This window comes from Kitasatospora sp. NPDC051164 (assembly GCF_044455625.1).
Classification (GTDB): Bacteria; Actinomycetota; Actinomycetes; order Streptomycetales; family Streptomycetaceae; genus Kitasatospora.
This window is the reverse complement of the sequence record NZ_JBITFB010000003.1, coordinates 207,844-227,921: the sequence shown is the minus strand read 5'-3', so window position 1 is coordinate 227,921 and position 20,078 is coordinate 207,844. Positions and strand designations below refer to the sequence as shown.

The window sequence follows — 20,078 nt, the reverse complement described above, 5'->3', positions numbered from 1 at the left end:
GTGAGCATCCTCGTACCCACCGCCCCGGACAGCGACCAGCTGCACCGCGACGCCCTGACCGTCCTGCAGCCCGGCTTCGTCGGCGCCGAGCCGCCGCGGTGGCTGCTGCGCCACCTCGCCGCCGGGCTGGGCTCGGTCGCGCTGTTCGACCGCAACGTGGTCGACCTCGACCAGCTGTCCGTGCTCACCCGGACGCTGCGCGCCGAGAACCCCGACCTGCTGATCGCCATCGACGAGGAGAGCGGCGACGTCACCCGGCTGGAGGCGGGCTCCGGCTCGTCCTGGCCCGGCAACCTCGCGCTCGGCGCGATCGACGACCCGGCGCTGACCCGGGACGTCGCCCGCGAGCTCGGCCGGGCGCTGGCCGCGGCCGGCGTCAACTACAACTGGGCGCCCACCGCGGACGTCAACTCCAACCCGCGCAACCCGGTCATCGGCGTCCGCTCCTTCGGCGCCGACCCCGAGCTGTGCGCCCGGCACACCGCCGCCTGGGTCGAGGGCCTGCAGTCGGCCGGCGTGGCCGCCTGCTCCAAGCACTTCCCCGGCCACGGCGACACCGCGGTGGACTCGCACCACGGCCTGCCGGTCATCGACGTCGACCTGGACGTGCTGCGGGCCCGTGACCTGATCCCGTTCCAGGCGGCGATCGCGGCCGGCACCAAGGCCGTGATGACCGCCCACATCATGATCCCGGCGCTGGACCCGAAGCTGCCGGCCACCCTGAGCCCGACCGTGCTGCGCGACCTGCTGCGCGCCGCCCCGGCCGAGGGCGGCCTCGGCTACCAGGGCCTGATCGTCAGCGACGCGATCGAGATGGGCGCGATCGCCGACACCTTCGGGATGGGCGAGGGCACCGTGCTGGCCCTGGCGGCCGGCGCGGACGCGATCTGCGTCGGCGGCGGGCTGGCCGACGAGGAGACCGTGCTGATGCTGCGCGACGCCATCGTGGCGGGCGTGCGGGCCGGCAGGCTCGGCGAAGAGCGGCTGGCGGACGCCGCCGCGCGGGTCCGGGCGCTGGGCAGCTGGGGCCGGATCTCGGCCCAGGGTGAGCGGCCGGAGCCGGACCTGGCGGTCGGCTTGCGGGCCGCGCGCCGGGCGCTGAAGGTGGTCCGGGCGCCGGGCCTGCTGACGCCTCCGGTGAGCGAGCGCCCGTACGTGGCCTCGTTCTCGGACGAGCCGAACATCGCCGTCGGCGACGTCACCCCGTGGGGCGTGGCCGGCATGCTCGCCGACCGCTTCCCCGGCACCCGCACCCGCGCGGTGTCGGCCGCCGAGGCGACCCCGGAGCTGCTGGACGCCCTGGTCGACGAGCTGGTGGCCGGCGCCGAGGGGCGGCGCCTGGTGCTGGTGGTCCGGGACGCGCACCGCTACCCGTGGATGTCCGCCGTGCTGAGCCGTCTGGTGGCGGTCCGCCCGGACGCCGCCGTGGTCGAGATGGGGCTGCCGCAGTCCGAGCCGGTCGGCGCGCTCTACATCGCCACCCACGGCGCCGCCCGGGTCTGCGGGCTGGCGGCGGTGGAGGTCCTCACCGGGCAGCCGGGAGCGGTCGGCTGAACCGACCGGCAGGACGCCACCGGCCGGGTCCGGGAAGGCGTCGGCCGACGGGCCCGTCATGCGCATGTCGCATGGCGGGCCCGTTCCGTTTTCCCGGCGTCGACCTGCGGATTCGCGGGGTGACCGTGTTCCCTCAAGTGGGCCTTGAATCCACCTTGAGTCCTACCTGGGGTGATGGTGCTGCGACTGGGTGCCACAAGCTACAACGGCTCTGCAACGGCCGTGGTGACAAAGGCTTTTGGCCGTTGACACCACCAGTGGTCTAGGCCAGAGTCCAAGCATCCGGTTCGAGTGTCAACCTCGCCGGATGTGGTATCGGCCCACCCCCAAGCACGTCGCCGCCCCCTGCCCGGACTCTCCGCTGCGGGCGCCCATCACGCTGCCGGCGGGCATCACTTGCTCTAGAACACCCTCGGAGGACGGCGTGAAGAAGCGTCATCTCGTCTCGGCGCTCGGGACCATGGCACTGGCGGCGGGCCTGACGGCCTGTTCCTCGTCGGGCTCACCGTCGGGCGACGGCAGGAGCGCCGCCGCCGACCCGAAGGCGGCCACCGGCACCGTCACCGTCTGGCTGATGGACGACGCCCAGAAGAACTGGCCCGACCTCGTCCAGCGGGTCAACGACGAGTTCGCCGCGAAGTACCCGAAGGTCACCCTCAAGCTCGCGTACCAGGGCTGGGCGGACAAGGTCACCAAGCTGGACAAGGCCATCGCCGAGGGCAGCGCCCCCGACGTCGTCGAGCTGGGCAACACCGAGACCATGAAGTACGTGCTGTCCGGCGCACTGGCCCCGGTGGACCGGACCACCTTCGAGAACGCCGGCAGCTGGATCAAGGCGCTCGCCAACACCTGCACCTACCAGGACAAGCTCTGGTGCGTGCCCTACTACGCCGGCTCCCGGGTCGCCATCTACAACTCCACGGCCTTCCAACAGGCCACCGGCAACCCCGAGTTCCCGAAGACCGAGCCCGAACTGCTGGCCGCCCTGGACAAGATCGCGGACAAGAACAAGGCGGACAGGACCTTCTCCCCGCTCTACCTGCCCGGCCCGTACTGGTACGCGGCGATGAGCTACGTGGCCGCGTCCGGCGGCAGCATCGCCAAGTTCGACAGCGCCGGCAACTGGCACGGCACCCTGCACGACCCCAAGTCCCAGGAGGGCATCGGCCACTTCGCCGACCTGGTGCGCAGGTACAACAAGGGCGACCTGACGGTGAACGAGCAGAACCAGTACGAGGCGATGGCCCGCGGACACGCCGCGTCCTTCTACGGCAACGGCTACGAGGCGGCCGGCGTCACCGCGCCGGTCACCGGCGACGCGAGCCTCAAGGACGTCGTCAAGGTGGCTACCATGCCCGGCCCGGACGGCAAGCCGCTGCCGACCTTCATCGGCGGCTCCGACCTCGCCGTCACCGCCAAGTCCCCGTCGGTGGCGCTGGCGACCGACTGGGTCCGGATGTTCACCAGCACCAAGTCCGAGCAGGCGCTGGCCGACAAGGACATCCTGCCGAACAACCTCACCCAGCTGAACCAGCTGAAGAACAAGCCGTCCACCGCCGCCGCGGCCAACGCCGTCCCGGACGCCTGGTTCACCCCGCTGGCCCCCGGCTGGGGCGCGGTCGAGAAGCAGAAGATCATCCCCGACATGCTGACCGCGATCCTCAAGGGCAAGTCGGTGGACCAGGCCACCAAGGAGGCCGACGCCGCGATCGACCAGCTGATCAACAAGGCGTCCTGACCCGCGTGCGCCGGGGCACCGGGAGGTGCCCCGGGACAGGCGCGCCCGTAGGATTGCGGGGCACGAAGAACCGCAGCGAGTGTGCGGACTCGCCGCCGTAGAGGTCCCCCGTCGGGCAGCCGCCCGGGCGGGGTCGAACCATCTCATCGGAGGCAGACCCAGATGTCCGACCCGCAGACTGTTTCCGTCCCCGGCCGGATCATGGCGGCGGAGATGGCCGAGCAGCCGGCCGTCCTCCAGCGCATCCTCGACGAGGGCGCCCCGAAGATCCGCGAGATCGCGGCCGAGATCGCCACCCGCAACCCGCGCTTCGTCCTGCTCACCGCGCGCGGCACGTCCGACAACGCCGCGCTGTACGCCAAGTACCTGGTCGAGATCCTGCTCGGCAAGCCGGCCGGCCTGACCTCGATGTCCACCACGACCGCGTACGGCGCCAAGCCCGACCTCACCGACGTCCTGGTGATCACCGTCAGCCAGTCCGGTGGTTCGCCGGACCTGGTGGCCTCCACCAAGGCCGCCCGCGAGGCCGGCGCCATCACCCTCGCGGTCACCAACAACGCCTCCTCGCCGCTGGCCGAGGTCTCCGAGTTCCACATCGACGTGCTGGCCGGCCCGGAGAAGGCACTGCCCGCCACCAAGACCTACACCGCCGAACTGCTGTCGCTCTACCTGCTGGTCGAGGGCCTCGCGGAGGCCTGGGGACACCCCCGGCCGAACGCCGGGGGAGACTCGGCCGCCAAGGAACTGCCGGGCCTGGCCGCCGGGGTGCTGGCCCGGCGGGCCGAGGTGAAGGCGCTGGCCGAGCGCTACCGCTTCGCCCAGCGCCTGGTCATCACCTCGCGCGGCTACGGCTACCCGACCGCCCGCGAGGCCGCGCTGAAGCTGATGGAGACCACCTACATCCCGGCCAGCCCGTTCTCCGGCGCGGACCTGCTGCACGGCCCGCTGGCCATGGTGGACAACGTCTCGCCCGTCATCGCGATCGTCCCGGACGGCAAGGGCGGGGAGGCCCTCCAGCCCGTGCTGGACCGCCTGCGCGGCCGCGGCGCGGACCTGGTGGTGGTCGGCCAGCAGGCGCAGGTCGACGCCGCCTCGGCAGGCTTCGCGCTGCCGGCCGGCGTGCCCGAGGAGGTGCAGCCGATCCTGGAGATCCTGCCGCTGCAGCTGCTGGCCTACGAGGTCACCATCGCCCGCGGCCAGGACCCGGACGCCCCACGCGCCCTGGCCAAGGTCACCGAGACGCGGTAGCAGGGGGTTTCTCGCCCGCTCGCCTCCGGGGCGCTCTGACCCGGTGCCGACGGTCGGTGCTCCGATGCCCTCGTTCCTCGGGCCTCCTCGCTTCGCCCTTTCGGCACCGGCGCGCCCCTTCGGCTCGGGGCGGGGGCTCGCCTGCGGGCCGAGGGGCTCGGGGCGGGCCCGAGCGCGACCGGCCCCCGTCCACAGGCTGTGGACGGGGGCCGGTCCGCTGAGCGGCGGAACATGGTTCGGGGGACGGCCGGCGGCCGGAAAGCACTACGGGCCACGGCGCCGACACGGGACCCTCAACCCATGCGGCACCGCAGCCCGGAGCTGTCGTCGGGCACCGGGGACGATCGAGGACTGTGCGGGGTCCTCGCTCGGCGGCGTCCGACCGAGGAAAGGCCGCGCGCGGTCAGGGCAGTTGCGCGGGGGCCTCTCCTTGGTGCAATTCCATTGTGGACTAGACCAATCTCGGTTGTCCAGGCCGCTCAGTGAATTGGTCTAAACAACTCAGGCCGACCCGGCACGCCCCCCGACCGGGCTCCGGCGAGCCCCCGCCGGTCCGCCCTGCCGGTCCGCCGCGCCCCGCCCGGACCGGCGGCGCTACCCTCGCCATGTGCCCTCGCTGAACGAACTCGTCCGCCGCCACACCACCCTCACCGGGGCCGACGTGGAATGGCTCCACATGCTGGTCTCGGAGTGGCAGCTGCTCTCCGACCTCTCCTTCGCCGACCTGGTGCTGTGGATCCCCACCTGGGACGGCATCCGCTACGTCTCGGTGGCGCAGATGCGGCCCAACACCGGGCCGACCTCCTACCAGGACGACATGGTCGGCCACCTCGTCCCGCGCGGCCGGCGCCCGCTGCTGGACGCGGCCTTCGACGAGGGCCGGATCGTGCGCGAGGGCGACCCGGAATGGCGCGAGGAGGTCCCGGTCCGGGTCGAGTCGATCCCGGTCCGGCGCGAGGGCAAGGTGCTCGGGGTGATCGCCCGCAACACCAACCTGCTGACCGTCCGCACCCCCAGCCGGCTGGAGCTCACCTACCTGCAGAGCGCCTCGGACCTGGCCCAGATGATCGCGGCCGGCAGCTTCCCCTTCCCGGGCATCGAGCAGGTCGACATGGACGCCGCCCCCCGCGTCGGCGACGGCCTGATCCGCCTGGACGCGGACGGCATCGTCACCTACGCCAGCCCCAACGCGCTCTCCGCCTACCACCGCCTCGGCCTCACCACCGACCTGGTCGGCAGCCACCTCGGCCGTACCACCGCCGAACTCGCCCCGCCGTCCCGGGGTGCCGTCCACGAGGCGCTGGTGAAGGTGGCCAGCGGCTGGGCGCCCCGGCAGACCGAGGTGGAGGCGCAGGGGGGAGTGGTGACGGTGCGGGCGATCCCGCTCAAGCCCAAGGGCATCCTGACCGGTTCGCTGGTGCTCTGCCGCGACGTCACCGAGCTGCGCCGCCGTGACCGCGAGCTGATGACCAAGGACGCCACCATCCGGGAGATCCACCACCGGGTGAAGAACAACCTGCAGACCGTCGCGGCCCTGTTGCGGCTGCAGTCCCGCCGGATGGAGTCGGAGTCCGGGCGGGCCGCGCTGGACGAGGCGGTGCGCCGGGTCGGTTCGATCGCGATCGTGCACGAGACGCTCTCCCAGGCGCTGGACGAGCAGGTGGCCTTCGACGAGATCGCCGACCGGGTGCTGGCGATGGCGATGGAGCTGTCCCAGGACGGCCGGGTGGCGACCCGCCGCACCGGCAGCTTCGGCATCCTGTCCGCCGAGGTGGCCACCCCGCTGTCGATGGTGCTGACCGAGTTGCTGCAGAACGCCCTGGAACACGCGTTCGGTCCGACGGCCTCCGGGAACCTGGAGATCAGCGCGCTGCGCGGCCGGGCCCCGGCGACCGGGATGGGCTGGTCGGACAGCTGGAACGGCGGCGCCCGCCCGGAGGAGTACCTGCTGATCACCGTGCAGGACGACGGTCGCGGCGTGCCGGAGGGGTTCGACCCGCAGACCGCGGGGAACCTCGGACTCCAGATCGTCCGGACGCTGGCCACCGGCGAGCTGGGCGGCACCTTCGACATGGTGGCCGGCCCGAACGGCGGTACGAAGGTGATCCTGGAGATCCCGGTCCGCTGAGGCCCCGGTCTGCCGAGGCTCTGGTCCGCTGAGATTCTGCTGAGAATCCCGTTGCGAAGGTGCGTGGCGGGGGCGCACGTCCGGCGGACACGCCGGGTGTGTGCTCCGCGCGCCGGGGTGCAGCAACAGAGTGCCGGCGTGTAGCAACAGGGCGCCGGAGCGCAGAAGGAGTGCGGAAACAGAAAACGAGGCCCTGTCGACCGGGGGGGGGGGTGGGTCGACAGGGCCTCTCAACCCGTTCCGGCCGTCGGGGGGAGTCGGCCGGAACGGGGGCTCTGGGTAGTGCGACACCTCGCCGGTGCGTTGCACACGGTGAGCGCCATAGCTCCACAATATTGCTCTAAGTGAACAGTATCAAGTGCCTGGACAGGTCTGGTGTCGCCGGACCGAGTCGAGCAAGGTCCTTTGTGTGGAAGGCTTCACCAGGAGGTGCAGGGAAGCCTTTGATCATGTGTTGATCGGTACTGCGATCACTGCTGTGTCACTGCTGGTGCTACGCGGTGTGATCAGCGCGATCAGGCGGTGCGGGCGCGGTTGCGGGCGGCGCGGCGCTTCATCGCGCGACGCTCGTCCTCGCTCATGCCGCCCCAGACGCCGGCGTCCTGGCCGGTCTCGAGGGCCCACTGGAGACACTGCTCCATGACCGGACAGCGGCGGCACACGGCCTTGGCTTCCTCGATCTGCAGCAGAGCAGGACCGGTGTTCCCGATCGGGAAGAACAGCTCCGGGTCCTCTTCGCGGCAGACAGCGCGGTGGCGCCAGTCCATGGTCGTCCAACTCCTCCTGCCGACGGGGGTCACCCGACGACATAATCGATGGCTTGTGAATGTGAACGCTTTCACGAATCCCGCAACAGCAAAAGAGACCAAAGGCCTACCGGGCCCGGGTGGTCTGTGCTGGGGGGATTCGGCGATTCGAGGGACACCCCGCGGTCGGCGCTCCGTGGTTCCGGAGTTGCCGTCGCTGCGATGTGTCCCGATCGCCATGTAGAGGTTCGCAAACCTCGGGCTCGGATACAACCCCCTTCGGGGAGGAATTTTTGATTCTTCGGTGTCGCCTAGCTCACAGCCAGTACTTCTATGGAGTGAAGGGGGCTTGTGCGTTCGAGAAGAAGGGCGAACCCCACTTCCGGTCACACAATCACACGCAGTGCCCGCCGTACGCCTGTGAAACTGACGCGACTCCTGTCCCCAAGATGGTCGCCGTCGACCTGGAACGGGGTCGGTTCCTCTGAAACCAAGGTGAAGTGTCGGACGTCGTGGTAGGAGACGACGTGCTTCCCGGACGGGCCGGCCGGCGGTGCGCCATCGCTCGAAGGGGCGTGCGACCGCAGGATCTGACGGATCGTTCGAGCTGTACCGAACGCCGTCATTCGGGTGATCCCGAAGACGTCGAGATCCGTGTCGAAGGAGGCGAGCGGTGAGGGATAGACCGGACGGTTGCCGAGGAACGTCCACGGCGAGGTGTTGCTGACTATCGATAGCACGAGCCCCGGAACGGCCTCGTGGCCCGGCAGCTCAAGGGAAACCGGGCCGGATCGGCGGTGCTCACGCTGGGTGAAGTAGTGCCGGATCGCCTGCTTGACGTAGAGGGCGTGGGTGGACCTGTGCCCGGCCCGGCGCTGCTCCTCGACCCGGCCGACCACACCGGCGTCGAAGCCGAGCCCGGCGGTGAAGGTGAACCAGCGGTCCGGCAGCCCGTCGCTCATCGCCTTGCCCAGCCCGATCGGGCGCTCCCGCTTGCCCTCCAGCGCGTGCAGCAGGGCGCCGGTGGCCTCCACCGGGTCGTTGGGCAGGCCCAGCGCGCGGGCGAACACATTGGTCGAACCGCCCGGCACCACGGCCAGTCGCGGGACCTTCTCGCCCGGGCCGTGCGCCAGCAGCCCGTTCACCACTTCGTTGACGGTGCCGTCGCCGCCCAGTGCCACCACCAGGTCGACCGTGCCGTCCTCCGCCGCCTCGCGGGCCAGGTCGCGCGCGTGCCCCCGGTACTGCGTCTCGGCCACCTCCAGCTTGAGGTCGCTGCGCAGCGCGTGGATCAGGACGTCCCTGGTCCGGCCACTGGTGGTGGTGGCCTTGTGGTTCACGACCAGGAGAGCGCGCATGGGGAAAGCCTACGGGTCGGTACGGACCAACCGGCGGCTACCCTGCTGGAGTGACCGCAGAAACCTCCGCACCCGTACCCGCGGCCGACTCCGGCCGTCCGGCGTCCCTGACCCTGGGCGCCGCCATCACCGCCCTGGAGGGCGCCGCGCTGGCCGTCGTCGGCGTCTGGGACATGGTGGCCGCACTGTCCGGCCAGTCCAAGCAGCTGGCCCTGAACGAGTTCGGCGGCGTGGTCATCGTGCTGCTCGGCGTGCTGCCGGTGCTGGCCGCCCGCGCGCTGCTGAAGGAGCGCCGTTGGGGCCGCAGCCCGGCGGTGCTGACCAACTCGATCTGCCTGCCGGTCGCCTACTACATGATCCAGAGCGGCGGCGCGATGATCGGCGTCGGCGTGCTGGTCGGCCTGCTCGGGCTGGTGGGCATCGGCTCGCTGCTGAGCCCGAAGTCGACGGCGGCCCTGTACGCCCCGTCCGAGGACTGAGCACGCAGGACCGCCGAGGGACCGGACGGCCGCGCAGCCGGAGCTGAGCGGCCGTCAGTCCTACTCCTCCACCAGGAGCTTCTCCCGCAGCTGGGCCAGCGTCCGGGCGAGCAGCCGGGAGACGTGCATCTGGGAGATCCCCACCTCGGCGGCGATCTGCGACTGGGTCATGTTCCGGAAGAACCGCAGCACCAGGATCTTCTGCTCCCGGGGCGGCAGTTGGGCCAGCAGCGGCTTGAGCGACTCGCGGTACTCGACGCCCTCCAGCGCCTCGTCGGTGGCGCCCAGGGTGTCCGCGACGGCCGGCGACTCGTCGTCGCTGTCCGGCACGTCCAGGGACAGCGTGGAGTACGCGTTGGCGGACTCCAGGCCCTCCAGGACGTCCTCCTCGGAGATCCCCAGGTGCTCGGCCAGCTCGTGCACCGTGGGGGAGCGGCCGTGTCGCTGGGAGAGCTCGCTGGTCGCCGTGGTGAGCGACAGCCGCAGCTCCTGCAGGCGGCGAGGGACGCGCACCGCCCAGCCCTTGTCGCGGAAGTGCCGCTTGATCTCCCCGACGATGGTCGGCGTCGCGTAGGTGGAGAACTCGACCCCGCGCTCGTGGTCGAAGCGGTCCACCGACTTGATCAGGCCGATGGTGGCGACCTGGGTGAGGTCGTCCAGCGGCTCGCCCCGGTTGCGGAAGCGCCGGGCCAGGTGCTCGACCAGCGGGATGTGCATCCGCACCAGCTGGTTGCGCAGCTCGACCCGCTCCGGCGAGCCTTCGGGCAGCCCGGACAGGCGGACGAACAGCGCGCGGGCGGCCTCCCGGTCCGGGGCGCCGCTGCGGTGCGCGCCCTGGGCGGGCACCGCAGCGGCGTGCGGCTCCGCCTCGGCCGTCTCCTCCGCCCGGTCCGCCGGATCCGGCGGGGGTACGGAGTCGGGCGTCGGCTCAGACGTCGGCTCGGTCGGGTGGCTCATCCGGTGGGCGTCCTTCGGGTGCGCTTCGTCGTTGGCGGCGAGGCCGGGAACGCTCGCCTGGGTCGGTACGGCAGGTCCCGCCGTCGCGAGGCCGGTACGGTCCAGATCACTCACGGCCATTCCCCCGTTCCGTTCCGGGAGCACCGGGGCCGAGGGCCCCGGAATCGTCTCGTTGGTCGTACCGCCCGGAGGCGGTACCGGGAGCCGCCCGCCGGGCCCCGGAGGGAGTGCGGTGGACGGCCCTTGCGCGGGTGCTGCTCGGTGCTGCTCGGTCTGCGCGGTGCGGTTCGGCGCCCGGTCAGTGGGCGGTGGACCCGCCGCGCTTCTTGTGCAGGCTGATGGACACGGTCTTGTCCTCGCCGACCGAGGAGTCGACCTCGCCGGCCAGCGCGGAGAGCACGGTCCAGGCGAAGGTGTCCCGCTCGGGGGCCTTGCCGTCGGTGGTCGGGGCGGCGACGGTCACCTTCAGCGAGTCGCCGACCAGTCGGAATTCGCAGGACAGTACGGAGCCGGGCACCGCCTGCTGGAGCAGGATGGCGCAGGCCTCGTCGACCGCGATCCGCAGATCCTCGATCTCGTCGAGGGTGAAGTCCAGCCGGGCCGCCAACCCGGCCGTCGCTGTTCGCAGCACGGAGAGGTAGGCCCCCGCCGCGGGGAGCCGGACCTCCACGAAATCCTGAACACCGAGATCGCTGTCGATCTTGGACACCCTTGCCTCCTGGGTGACGCACTGTGCTTGCTTGGTACCCGCTTGTTACCCCTGCCGGCCACCCCCTAAAGGGGCACCTTGCCACCCCTTGTCAGGGGGCACCGGTTCGCGGGTCCGCCATCGCTCTGTCCTACCGCACCCGGTTCGGGAGTTACTGATGGTAAGGCATTGCGACGCAGGGTGGCAGACCCTTTCCCGGACTGTTCCGGTCCGTTCAGCGGCGGCCGGCGGAGGCGAGCGCCTCGTCGGTGAGCCGGTACACGGTCCACTCGTCCATCGGTACGGCGCCGAGCGACTTGTAGAAGTCGATCGACGGCTGGTTCCAGTCCAGCACCGACCACTCCACCCGGGAGTAGCCGCGCTCCACGGCGATCCGGGCGAGCTCCAGCAGCAGGGCCTTGCCGTGGCCGCCGCCACGCGCCTCCGGGCGGACGTACAGGTCCTCCAGGTAGATCCCGTGGGTGCCGCGCCAGGTCGAGAAGTTGCGGAACCAGAGCGCGAAGCCCACCGGCTCGCCGGTGCCCTCGTCCTCCGCGACCAGGCCGAACACCGCCGGGTCGGCACCGAACAGCGCCTCGCGCAGCTGCTCCTCGGTGGCCACCGCCTCGTGCGCGGCCTTCTCGTACTCCGCGAGCTCACGGATCATGGCGTGGATGACGGGGACGTCAGTGGCGACAGCGGTGCGGATCATGCCTGCGAGCCTACTGCTCGGGCCCCGTCTCATCCCAGGCCTGGATCGAGGTCTGGTCGACGATCCGCCCGTCCCGCAGGTCGGCCATCGAGGACATCAGCACCCGGACGCCGTCCGGATAGCGGCAGGACTCCAGGAAGGCGACGTGGTCGTCCTGGACGACCACCTGCTCCAGCTTGTGGGTCATCTCGCGGCCGTAGATGTCGCCCAGCATGGCGCCGATCTCCTCCCGGCCGTGCATCACCAGGGGGTGGCTGGGCTGGGTCTTGCGGTCGACCATGCGCAGTTCGGCGTCCTCCGCGTAGAGCGCCAGGAGGGCCTCGGCGTCGCAGCGCTCGATGCCCTCGCGCAGGGCGCGGGTGTCGAAGGCGGCGGGGGCCGCCATGGTGGTCATGATCTCGCTCCTCCGGTCGGGGTCCGTCGGCTCGTATCTCGAGCGTACGCCCGGCGCCGCGGACCGGAGCGGGCCGGATCCGGGCCGGTCGGCGAACCGGTCGGCGGTCGGTCAGCGGGCCGGTACGGTGCGCAGGTAGTCGGCCAGGGTGGCGATCGCGGCCGGGTTGCGCGGGCTCTCCACCAGGTCGACGTAGTCCAGTACGAAGATCCGGCCGTTCCTGATCGCGGAGACGTCGGCCAGCGGCGGGAAGGACATGAGGAACTTCCGCTTCTCCTCGGCGCCCGGGGTCGCGTAGTCGTTGATCACGATCACCTCCGGGTCGCGCCGCACCACGTTCTCCCAGCCGGCGGTGACCCAGGTGTCGGCGAGGTCGCCCATGATGTTGGTCCCGCCGGCCTTGGCGATGATCTCGTCGGCGGCGGCGAACCTCCCGGCGGTGTACGGCTTGTCCTGCCCGCTGTCGTACAGGAAGACGGACGGGCGGTGCCCGGGCTGCGGGACGGCGGCGATCCGGGCCCTGGAGTCGGCGATCAGCCGGTCGGCGCGGTCCTTGACGTCGAAGATCTCGCCGAGGTTGGCCAGGTCGGTGTAGAGCGCCTCCAGCGGGTCCATCACGCCGCGCTCGGCGCCCTTGCCGCTGCGGCAGGACTCGCTGAGCACGTACGAGTCGATGCCGAGGGCCTTGAACGCCTGCGGGGTGACGCCGGTGCCCTCGTCGAAGCCGTAGTGCCAGCCGGCGAAGACGAGGTCGGCCCTGGCGTCCAGCGCGATCTCCTTGGTGAGCCGCTGCTTGGAGAGCCACGTGGTCTGCTGGTAGCCGTCCTTCCAGGGCACCTGGTCGATCTTGCCCTTGTCGTCGGGCATGACGTAGCCGGCCATCCGGTCGGCGAGGCCCAGGGAGAGCATCAGCTCGGTGATGTTGACGTCGTTGGTGACCACCCGGGCGGGCTTCTGCGGGAAGGTCAGCCGGTCGCCGCAGTTCTCCACGGTCACCGGGTAGTGGGCGGAGCCGGCGGCGGCCTCCCTCGGGGCGATCTCCGCGCCGCAGGCGGTGAGCCCGAGGACGAGCAGGGCGGCGGTGGCAACGGCCTTGGTGCGCACGGTGGTTCCTTCGGTGGGTCAGGCTTCGGCGGTGAGGGCTCCGGGCTTCGGGGGTCCGGGCTTCGGTCGTTCAGGCGTCGGGGGAGCGGTCGAGGCGGTCGATCAGCAGCTGGAGGGCGCCGGTCTCCGGGTGCCGGACGGGGGTGGCCCGAACGCCGAACACCTCGGCCAGCAGGGCGGGCCGGAGCACCGCGCCGGGCGGTCCGGAGGCGACGATCCGGCCGGCCCGCAGGACGTACAGCAGGTCGCAGTGGCTCGCTGCCAGGTTGAGGTCGTGCAGCGCGGTGAGCACCGTCGGGCCGGCCTCCCGGGCCAGCGCCAGGACCTCCAACTGGTGGGCGATGTCGAGGTGGTTGGTGGGTTCGTCGAGCACCAGCAGCCGCGGCTCCTGGACCAGCGTGCGGGCGAACAGCACCCGCTGCTTCTCGCCCCCGGACAGGCTCAGGAAGCCCCGTTCGGCGAGGTGTCCGGCCCGGACCTTGCGCAGTGCCCCGGCGCAGCGCTCCCGGTCCCCGTCGGTCGGGCCGCCGAGGCCGCGCCGGTGCGGCAGCCGGCCCATGGCGACCACCTCGGCCACCGTGAAGTCGAACTCGGCAGAGTGCTCCTGGGTCAGCGCGGACACCCGCCGGGCCGTCTCGCGGGCGGAGAGCGCGTGCAGGTCGTCGCCGGCCAGCCGGACGGCCCCGCCGGCCGGCTTCAGCACCCGGTAGACGCAGCGCAGCAGGGTCGACTTGCCGCTGCCGTTGGGACCGACCAGTCCGACCACCTGCCCGGCGGCGGCCGCCAGGTTCACCTCGTGGACCAGCCGGGTGCCGGCCAGCTCCACCGAGACGGTGTCGACGTCGAGGTCCTGGGCCGTCGTCAGGTCGGCCGCGTCGGCCCGGTCGGTCGTGCGGGTCGCGTCGGTCACCGTCGGCCTCCGAAGGCCTGGCCGCGGCGGCGCATCATCAGCAGGAAGGCGGGCACGCCGAGCACGGCGGTGAACACCCCGACGGGCAGTTCGGCGGGCGCCAGCAGGGTGCGGGAGGCGATGTCCACCCAGACCAGCAGCAGGGCCCCGGCGAGCGGCGCGACCAGCAGCACCCGGTGGTGCCCGGCGCCGACCAGCATCCGCGCGAGGTGCGGCACCAGCAGTCCGACGAAGCCGATCGCCCCGCTGACCGCGACCACCGTGCCGGTGACGGCGGCGGTCACCACGAACAGCTCGCGGCGCAGCCGGTCCGGGTCCACACCGAGCGAGGCGGAGGTCTCGTCGCCCATGGCGAGCGCGTCCAGCCGGCCGGCGGTGCGGGCGAGGTAGGCCAGGCCGGCCAGCACGGTGCAGGCGGCGATCGGCACCGAGCCCCAGGTGGCGCCGCCGAGGCTGCCGAGCAGCCACATCATGGCGGCCCGGGCGGCTTCGCCGCGGTCGGCGGCGAAGATTATCAGGGTGGTGGCGGCGGAGAAGCCGTAGGACAGGGCGGTGCCGGTGAGCACCAGTCGCAGCGGGGTGAGCCCGTACGCGGTGCGGGCGGCGAGGTAGACCAGCGTCATCGCGGCCAGCGCGGAGCCGAAGGCGGAGGCGGAGACCGCCCACACCCCGAGCGAGGCGAAGGCGCCGAACAGCAGGACGGCGTTGGCGCCGACGGCCGCGCCGGAGGAGATGCCGAGGACGAAGGGGTCGGCGAGCGCGTTGCGCACCAGGGCCTGGACGGCGACGCCGGTGGCGGCCAGCCCGGCGCCGACCACGGCGGCCAGGACGGTGCGCGGCAGCCGGATCTCCCAGACGATGGCGTACGCCGCCGCCTCGTCCGCGTCCAGCCGACCGCCCGTCAGGCCGGCGCCCAGCAGCCGCAGCACGTGGGGGAGTCCGATCCCGGAGGAGCCGAACGCGACTCCGCAGACCACGGAGAGCAGCAGGGCGGCGGCGAGGCCGACGGCGAGCGGGAGCGCGGGTATGCGGCGGACGGGCGGGCCGCCGGTTGCGAGGTTCACGGGTGGGCGGTTCACGGGTGCGCCTTGCCTCGGGCCGCGGGTGCGCCAGGGCGGGCGCCGGCCGGAGGCGTGCCCGGGCGCCGTTCCCCTCGCAGTCCGCGGCGAGTTGTCGGGAGGTCAGCGGCCGGGGGCGATCGGGCTGGCGCGGCCGTACCGCTGGTACGGGCCGCGCTCACCGTTGCGGGTCAGCGCCGGATTCACACCGGACTTCCCCCTCGGACGCCCCGGCAGCATAACAGGCACTTAGGGTCAGCAACCCTTACCGGGGTCGGGTCGGACGTGAACGCACGACCGCCCCCGTCCGGCGGTGCGGACGGGGGCGGTCAGGTGGCGACGCGTCAGGCTCAGGCCTGCTTGGTCTCCCAGAAGATCTTGTCGACCTCGGCGATCAGGTCCAGCAGGGCCTGGCCGGTGGCCGGGTCGGTGGACGCCTTGGTGGCCGAGGCGGCCTTCAGGGTGTCGTTGATCAGCTTGTGCAGCTGCGGGTACTTCTCGAAGTGCGGGGCCTTGAAGTAGTCGCTCCACAGCACCGAGATGTGGTGCTTGACGGCCTCGGCGCGCTGCTCCTTGATGATGATGGCGCGGGCGCGGAAGTGCGGGTCCTCGTTGGCCTGGTACTTCTCCTGGGTGGCCTTCACCGACTCGGCCTCGAGCCGGGCCTGCGCCGGGTCGTACACGCCGCAGGGCAGGTCACAGTGGGCGTGAGCGGTGGCACGCGGTGCAAACAGACGAGAGAACATGGGAGTCCTTCCTTAGATCGTCTTCCCGCGCCCGAGATTACCCTTCCGCCCTCGCGGTTTCGCGATCGGGCGGTGGGCCTAGGGCAAAAGGCGGACCCGGAACCGGGGTAATCCGGACATCGAACAGGTGACGGTCCGTACGGCAGACTGGGGACGGTCGGCGCGGAGGAGGAGTCGTGGCACGGAGCACGGAACCGGAGGGCCGGGCCCGGGGCGGCGCGCTGCCGTTCGGACTGGTCGACGTGGTGGGCCGGTCGATGGTCCCGACCCTGCGCGAGGGCGACCGGCTGCTGGTCCGCTACGGCGCGCCGATCCGGCCGGGGGCGGTGGTGCTCTTCCGGCACCCCTTCCAGCAGGACCTGCTGGTGGTGAAGCGGGCCGCCGAGCGCCGGTCCGGGGGCTGGTGGCTGCTCTCCGACAACCGCCCGGTGGACAGCGACAGCCGCAGCTACGGCGCGGTCCCGGACGACCTGGTGCTCGGCCGGGTGCTGCTGCGGTTGCGCCCGCGCCCGGTCTGGCTGGCGCCGGGCCGCCGGCTGGAGCGGCTGCTGCTCGCCCCGCGGCTGGCCCGGGTGCCGGGCCTGGCCCGCCGCCTCGGCGTCTGGGTGGAGGAGGTCTAGCCGCGCGCCCCACCGCTGCGCCCCACCGTTGGGCCCCGGCTGTTACGCCCCGGTGCCCAGTGCGGCCTCCGCCTCCTGGCGCTTGCGGGCCCGGTAGGCGGCGACGTTGGCCCGGGTCGCGCAGCGGTCCGAGCAGTAGCGGCGGGAGCGGTTGGTCGAGGTGTCCAGGTAGGCGTTGCGGCAGGGCGCGGCCTGGCAGATGCCCAGCCGGTCGGCGCCCAGTTCGGTCAGGTGGACGGCCAGGCCCATGCAGGCGACCGCGCTGAAGTGCGCGGTGGCGGTCGGCGAGTTGTCGGCCAGGTGCAGGTGCCAGCGCGGCCGTCCGGCGTCGTCCAGGTAGTCGTGCCCGGAGATCAGCGGGCTGACGGGGTACTCCATCAGCAGGCTGTTCAGCAGGTCGACGCCCCGGATCTCGTCCCCTTCGGCGGCGGCTTCGAAGACCCCGCGCAGCCGGGTCCGGACCGCCCGCAGCCGGGGCAGGTCGGATTCGTCGGCGAGCGCGGCGGCCCGGGAGGAGTCGGAGAACAGGGCGCGCACCGCCTCCACGGAGGTCAGCGTGTCGGTGCCGCGCTCCGGCTCCTCGGTGTTCACCAGCCGAACGGCGAGGTCGGCGTACGAGGCGAGCTCCACGGCGGTCCTTCCAGAAGATCGGTAACGGGCTGGCTGCTTCCAGCCTATTACCCGAAGGGGGAAAACGTCGGCGCCCGGCAGGAGCTGCCTGCCGGGCGCCGACGGGAGGGGTTCAGAGCACCTTGGAGAGGAAGGCCCTGGTGCGCTCGTGCTGCGGGTTCGTGAGGACCTCACGGGGGTTGCCGGACTCGACCACCACACCGCCGTCCATGAACACCAGCGCGTCGCCGACCTCGCGGGCGAAGCCCATCTCGTGGGTGACGACCACCATGGTCATGCCCTCCTCGGCGAGGCCGCGCATGACGTCGAGGACATCGCCGACCAGCTCCGGGTCGAGCGCCGAGGTGGGCTCGTCGAAGAGCATCAGCTTGGGCTTCATGGCCAGCGCGCGGGCGATCGCGACGCGCTGCTGCTGGCCGCCGGAGAGCTGGGAGGGGTAGTTCTTCGCCTTGTCGGCGAGGCCGACCCGCTCCAGCAGGGCCATCCCGCGCTCGCGGGCGTCCGCCTTGCTCTCGCCCTTGACCTGGACCGGCGCCTCGACGACGTTCTCCATGGCGGTCATGTGCGGGAACAGGTTGAAGCGCTGGAAGACCATGCCGATGTCGCGCCGCTTGAGGGCGACCTCGCGGTCCTTGAGCTCGTGGAGCTTGTCGCCCCGCTGCTGGTAGCCGACCAGCTCGCCGTCCACCCAGAGGCGGCCGCCGTTGATCTTCTCCAGGTGGTTGATGCACCGCAGGAAGGTCGACTTGCCGGAGCCGGACGGGCCGATCAGGCAGAACACCTCGCCCTGCTTGACCTCCAGGTCGATGCCTTTGAGCACCTCGACCAGGCCGTAGGACTTGTGCACGTTCTCGGCGCGGACCATGGGCTCGGCCGACCCGGCGCCGTCGGCGGGGGTCTTGGTCAGATCGGTCATACGTGACCACCTCCCTCGAGCCCCGGGACGACGTCGGCGTCCGTCTTCGGGGCGGGCTTCCCGGCGAACAGGCCCCGCAGTCGCTGCAGCGGGGTGGGCGGGAGGGTGCGGTTGGAGCCTCGGGCGTAGTGGCGCTCGATGTAGTACTGGCCGATGGTCAGCACCGAGGTGAAGAACAGGTACCAGAGGCTGACCACGATCAGCAGCGGGATGTTCTGGTAGTTCCGAGAGTAGATGACCTGGCCGGCCCGGAAGATCTCCTCCAGGGAGATCACCGAGACCAGCGAGGTGGTCTTCAGCATCGAGATGGTCTCGTTGCCGGTCGGCGGGATGATCACCCGCATGGCCTGCGGCAGGACGATCCGCCGCATGGTCTGGAACCGGCTCATGCCGAGCGCGTGCGCGGCCTCGCTCTGGCCCTCGTCCACCGACTGGATGCCGCCGCGGACGATCTCCGCCATGTAGGCGGCCTCGTTGAGGCCGAGGCCCAGCAGGGCGGCGACGAAGGTCGGGATCAGGACGTTGGTCTGCCCGGACCAGAACTCCGGTCCCCACGGGATGCCGATCGACAGCTTGGCCCAGATCAGGCCGAGGAAGTTCCAGAACACCAGCTGCACCAGCACCGGGGTGCCGCGGAAGATCCAGATGTAGACCCAGGCGGTGCCGGCGAGCAGCGGGTTCGGGGACAGGCGCATCACCGCGAGGATGACGCCGCCGACCACACCCATGAGCATGGAGAGCGCGGTCAGTTCCAGCGTCACGACCATGCCGTGCAGGATGCTGTCGTGGAACAGGTACTGACCGACGATGTCCCACTTGAAAGCGGGGTTGGTGAAGAGAGCGCTCAGCAGCATCGCCGCGAGCAGGGCGATGACGACGGCGCCCGCCCAGCGTCCGGGGTGACGGACCGGGACGGCCTTGATGGTCTCAGGCCGTCCCCGTCCCGCCGTCCCCTTGTCCAAAGAGTTCACGGTGTGGCCTCGGGGGAGAGATGAAGCGTACGAGGGGTCAGCTGACGGCGCCGTTGACGGTCGACTTGTCGATCGCACCGGCCTCGACGCCCCACTTGGTGAGGATCTGCTTGTAGGTGCCGTCGTCGATCAGCGACTGGACGGCACCCTGGATGGCCGGGCTGAGCTTGGAGCCCTTGGCCAGGGCGACACCGTAGGGGGCCACGCCGTAGGTGTCGCCGACCTTCTCCAGCTGCCCGCCGGACTGCTTGATCGCGTAGTCGACGACCTGGGAGTCGGCCATCATCGCCTGGTCACGGCCGGAGACCACGGCGTTGGTGACGTCCGTCTGGAGGTCGAACTTGTCGCCGTCGTTCTGGACGCCCGGCTTGCCGGCCTTGGCGCAGTCCGGGTTGCGGGTGTCCTTGATCTCGTCGGCCTGGGTGGTGCCGGTCTGGACGGCGACCTTCTTGCCGCAGAGGTCCTTCGGGTCGATCTTCTCCGGGTTGCCCTTCTTCACCGCGACAGCGCTGCCGGAGTTGAAGTAGGTGACCATGTCGACGATCTGCTCGCGCTCCTTGTTGTCCGTGAAGGACGACATACCGAGCTGGAACTTGTTCGACTGGATGCCGGGGATGATCGCGGTGAAGCCGGAGTCCTGGACCTCGGCCTTCAGACCGAGCTTGGTGGCGATGGCGGTGGCCAGGTCGACGTCCATGCCGATGATCTTGCCGCTGTCGTCCTTGAACTCGTCAGGCGCGTACGAGGCGTCCGCGCCCACCACGAGCTTGCCGGCCGCCTTGATGTCGTCCGGGACGAGCGCGGCGAGGTTGGGGTCGGCCTTGACCTCGTTGACGGTCGCGGAGGCGTTGGGGGCACCGCTGCCCTCGCTCTTGCTGCTGCTGCAACCGGTCAGCGCGAGGGAGACGGAGACGGCAGCCACACCGGCCGCGAAGAGCCGGTTGCGCTTGGTACGGGCGGTCATGAGGGGGATCTCCTCCTGGGAGAGAAGGTCGGGCGGACGCGCCGCGGGAGCGGCGCACCGGGGTTGCGAGCCGTACGGCGCTGTACGGGTGTGCGTCGTAGTCGTCGTACGTGCGGGCCGGGTTCTGCAGTGCCTGGACGCTGGGACCGCCCAGGGT

The 20,078-nt window shown here is 71.4% G+C and carries 20 protein-coding genes and 1 riboswitch; of the genes, 6 read left to right on the top strand and 14 right to left on the bottom strand.

The window, feature by feature from the left end:
- From ACIBEC_RS05990 to ACIBEC_RS05975, 4 genes are all read left to right on the top strand, one after another.
- On the top strand, positions 1 to 1,554 hold the full coding sequence (locus ACIBEC_RS05990; RefSeq protein ID WP_360505721.1) for a glycoside hydrolase family 3 protein: 1,554 nt from the start codon (positions 1 to 3) through the stop codon (positions 1,552 to 1,554).
- 460 nt (positions 1,555 to 2,014) lie between these two features.
- A complete protein-coding gene (locus tag ACIBEC_RS05985; protein WP_396287771.1) occupies positions 2,015 to 3,292 on the top strand; it encodes an extracellular solute-binding protein in 1,278 nt (425 codons plus the stop codon).
- Between the two features lie 162 nt (positions 3,293 to 3,454).
- Positions 3,455 to 4,540: an SIS domain-containing protein gene (locus ACIBEC_RS05980; RefSeq protein WP_360505727.1), complete on the top strand. Its 1,086-nt coding sequence runs from the start codon at positions 3,455 to 3,457 to the stop codon at positions 4,538 to 4,540.
- A gap of 607 nt (positions 4,541 to 5,147) precedes the next feature.
- Positions 5,148 to 6,668, top strand: coding sequence for a PAS domain-containing sensor histidine kinase (locus ACIBEC_RS05975; protein WP_360505730.1), 1,521 nt, complete (start codon positions 5,148 to 5,150; stop codon positions 6,666 to 6,668).
- Between the two features lie 515 nt (positions 6,669 to 7,183).
- Here ACIBEC_RS05975 and ACIBEC_RS05970 read toward each other — a convergent pair.
- Both ACIBEC_RS05970 and ACIBEC_RS05965 read right to left on the bottom strand, forming a co-directional pair.
- On the bottom strand, positions 7,184 to 7,435 hold the full coding sequence (locus ACIBEC_RS05970; protein WP_014138019.1) for a WhiB family transcriptional regulator: 252 nt from the start codon (positions 7,433 to 7,435) through the stop codon (positions 7,184 to 7,186).
- Between the two features lie 365 nt (positions 7,436 to 7,800).
- On the bottom strand, positions 7,801 to 8,772 hold the full coding sequence (locus ACIBEC_RS05965) for a diacylglycerol kinase family protein (protein ID WP_360505733.1): 972 nt from the start codon (positions 8,770 to 8,772) through the stop codon (positions 7,801 to 7,803).
- A gap of 50 nt (positions 8,773 to 8,822) precedes the next feature.
- On the opposite strand from ACIBEC_RS05965, the gene ACIBEC_RS05960 reads away from it, so the two are divergent.
- On the top strand, positions 8,823 to 9,251 hold the full coding sequence (locus ACIBEC_RS05960; RefSeq protein WP_360505736.1) for a hypothetical protein: 429 nt from the start codon (positions 8,823 to 8,825) through the stop codon (positions 9,249 to 9,251).
- A gap of 60 nt (positions 9,252 to 9,311) precedes the next feature.
- Here the strand turns inward: ACIBEC_RS05960 and ACIBEC_RS05955 are convergent, their stop codons facing one another.
- From ACIBEC_RS05955 to sodN, 8 genes are all read right to left on the bottom strand, one after another.
- On the bottom strand, positions 9,312 to 10,322 hold the full coding sequence (locus ACIBEC_RS05955; RefSeq protein WP_396287748.1) for a SigB/SigF/SigG family RNA polymerase sigma factor: 1,011 nt from the start codon (positions 10,320 to 10,322) through the stop codon (positions 9,312 to 9,314).
- Between the two features lie 184 nt (positions 10,323 to 10,506).
- Entirely contained in the window at positions 10,507 to 10,917 is a 411-nt protein-coding gene (locus tag ACIBEC_RS05950; RefSeq protein ID WP_360505742.1) for an anti-sigma regulatory factor, read from the bottom strand.
- 214 nt (positions 10,918 to 11,131) lie between these two features.
- Positions 11,132 to 11,608: a GNAT family N-acetyltransferase gene (locus ACIBEC_RS05945; protein ID WP_360505745.1), complete on the bottom strand. Its 477-nt coding sequence runs from the start codon at positions 11,606 to 11,608 to the stop codon at positions 11,132 to 11,134.
- Between the two features lie 10 nt (positions 11,609 to 11,618).
- Entirely contained in the window at positions 11,619 to 12,002 is a 384-nt protein-coding gene (locus tag ACIBEC_RS05940; protein WP_360505748.1) for a nuclear transport factor 2 family protein, read from the bottom strand.
- A 111-nt stretch (positions 12,003 to 12,113) separates the two neighbouring features.
- Positions 12,114 to 13,106, bottom strand: coding sequence for an ABC transporter substrate-binding protein (locus tag ACIBEC_RS05935; protein WP_360505751.1), 993 nt, complete (start codon positions 13,104 to 13,106; stop codon positions 12,114 to 12,116).
- A gap of 70 nt (positions 13,107 to 13,176) precedes the next feature.
- Positions 13,177 to 13,971 carry an ABC transporter ATP-binding protein gene (locus tag ACIBEC_RS05930; RefSeq protein WP_360505774.1) on the bottom strand — a complete coding sequence of 265 codons (795 nt, stop codon included), beginning with the start codon at positions 13,969 to 13,971 and terminating at the stop codon, positions 13,177 to 13,179.
- Positions 13,972 to 14,012: 41 nt separating this feature from the next.
- Positions 14,013 to 15,080: an iron ABC transporter permease gene (locus ACIBEC_RS05925; protein ID WP_360505754.1), complete on the bottom strand. Its 1,068-nt coding sequence runs from the start codon at positions 15,078 to 15,080 to the stop codon at positions 14,013 to 14,015.
- A 108-nt stretch (positions 15,081 to 15,188) separates the two neighbouring features.
- Positions 15,189 to 15,324: riboswitch (cobalamin riboswitch) on the bottom strand.
- A 100-nt stretch (positions 15,325 to 15,424) separates the two neighbouring features.
- Positions 15,425 to 15,820, bottom strand: coding sequence for a superoxide dismutase, Ni (gene sodN / locus ACIBEC_RS05920; protein WP_218203467.1), 396 nt, complete (start codon positions 15,818 to 15,820; stop codon positions 15,425 to 15,427).
- A gap of 257 nt (positions 15,821 to 16,077) precedes the next feature.
- Between sodN and sodX the strand changes: the two genes are divergently transcribed.
- Complete coding sequence (sodX, locus tag ACIBEC_RS05915; protein WP_396287770.1) at positions 16,078 to 16,440, top strand: nickel-type superoxide dismutase maturation protease; 363 nt, start codon at positions 16,078 to 16,080, stop codon at positions 16,438 to 16,440.
- Between the two features lie 42 nt (positions 16,441 to 16,482).
- On the opposite strand, the gene ACIBEC_RS05910 is transcribed toward sodX, so the two are convergent.
- The 4 genes from ACIBEC_RS05910 to ACIBEC_RS05895 all read right to left on the bottom strand — a co-directional run bounded on the left by ACIBEC_RS05910 (position 16,483) and on the right by ACIBEC_RS05895 (position 19,921).
- The gene (locus ACIBEC_RS05910) at positions 16,483 to 17,070 is read right to left on the bottom strand and encodes a CGNR zinc finger domain-containing protein (protein WP_360505761.1); all 588 of its coding nucleotides are present in this window, start codon (positions 17,068 to 17,070) and stop codon (positions 16,483 to 16,485) included.
- A gap of 112 nt (positions 17,071 to 17,182) precedes the next feature.
- Positions 17,183 to 17,986 (bottom strand): amino acid ABC transporter ATP-binding protein, encoded by an 804-nt coding sequence (locus ACIBEC_RS05905; RefSeq protein ID WP_360510034.1) that lies wholly within the window; start codon positions 17,984 to 17,986, stop codon positions 17,183 to 17,185.
- On the bottom strand, positions 17,983 to 18,957 hold the full coding sequence (locus tag ACIBEC_RS05900) for an amino acid ABC transporter permease (protein ID WP_360510033.1): 975 nt from the start codon (positions 18,955 to 18,957) through the stop codon (positions 17,983 to 17,985). The genes ACIBEC_RS05905 and ACIBEC_RS05900 overlap by 4 nt, the downstream gene beginning before the upstream one ends.
- Positions 18,958 to 18,994: 37 nt before the next feature.
- Positions 18,995 to 19,921 (bottom strand): ABC transporter substrate-binding protein, encoded by a 927-nt coding sequence (locus ACIBEC_RS05895; protein WP_360510032.1) that lies wholly within the window; start codon positions 19,919 to 19,921, stop codon positions 18,995 to 18,997.
- Positions 19,922 to 20,078: the final 157 nt, after the last annotated feature.

Bases quoted from the DNA above. Each gene is read 5' to 3' on its own strand.
- ACIBEC_RS05980 (WP_360505727.1), top strand. From the start codon at position 3,455: ATGTCCGACCCGCAGACTGTTTCCGTCCCCGGCCGGATCATGGCGGCG.
- ACIBEC_RS05965 (WP_360505733.1), bottom strand. From the start codon at position 8,772: ATGCGCGCTCTCCTGGTCGTGAACCACAAGGCCACCACCACCAGTGGC.
- ACIBEC_RS05970 (WP_014138019.1), bottom strand. From the start codon at position 7,435: ATGGACTGGCGCCACCGCGCTGTCTGCCGCGAAGAGGACCCGGAGCTG.
- ACIBEC_RS05945 (WP_360505745.1), bottom strand. From the start codon at position 11,608: ATGATCCGCACCGCTGTCGCCACTGACGTCCCCGTCATCCACGCCATG.
- sodN (WP_218203467.1), bottom strand. From the start codon at position 15,820: ATGTTCTCTCGTCTGTTTGCACCGCGTGCCACCGCTCACGCCCACTGT.
- ACIBEC_RS05905 (WP_360510034.1), bottom strand. From the start codon at position 17,986: ATGACCGATCTGACCAAGACCCCCGCCGACGGCGCCGGGTCGGCCGAG.
- ACIBEC_RS05940 (WP_360505748.1), bottom strand. From the start codon at position 12,002: ATGACCACCATGGCGGCCCCCGCCGCCTTCGACACCCGCGCCCTGCGC.
- ACIBEC_RS05895 (WP_360510032.1), bottom strand. From the start codon at position 19,921: ATGACCGCCCGTACCAAGCGCAACCGGCTCTTCGCGGCCGGTGTGGCT.
- sodX (WP_396287770.1), top strand. From the start codon at position 16,078: ATGGTCCCGACCCTGCGCGAGGGCGACCGGCTGCTGGTCCGCTACGGC.
- ACIBEC_RS05985 (WP_396287771.1), top strand. From the start codon at position 2,015: ATGGCACTGGCGGCGGGCCTGACGGCCTGTTCCTCGTCGGGCTCACCG.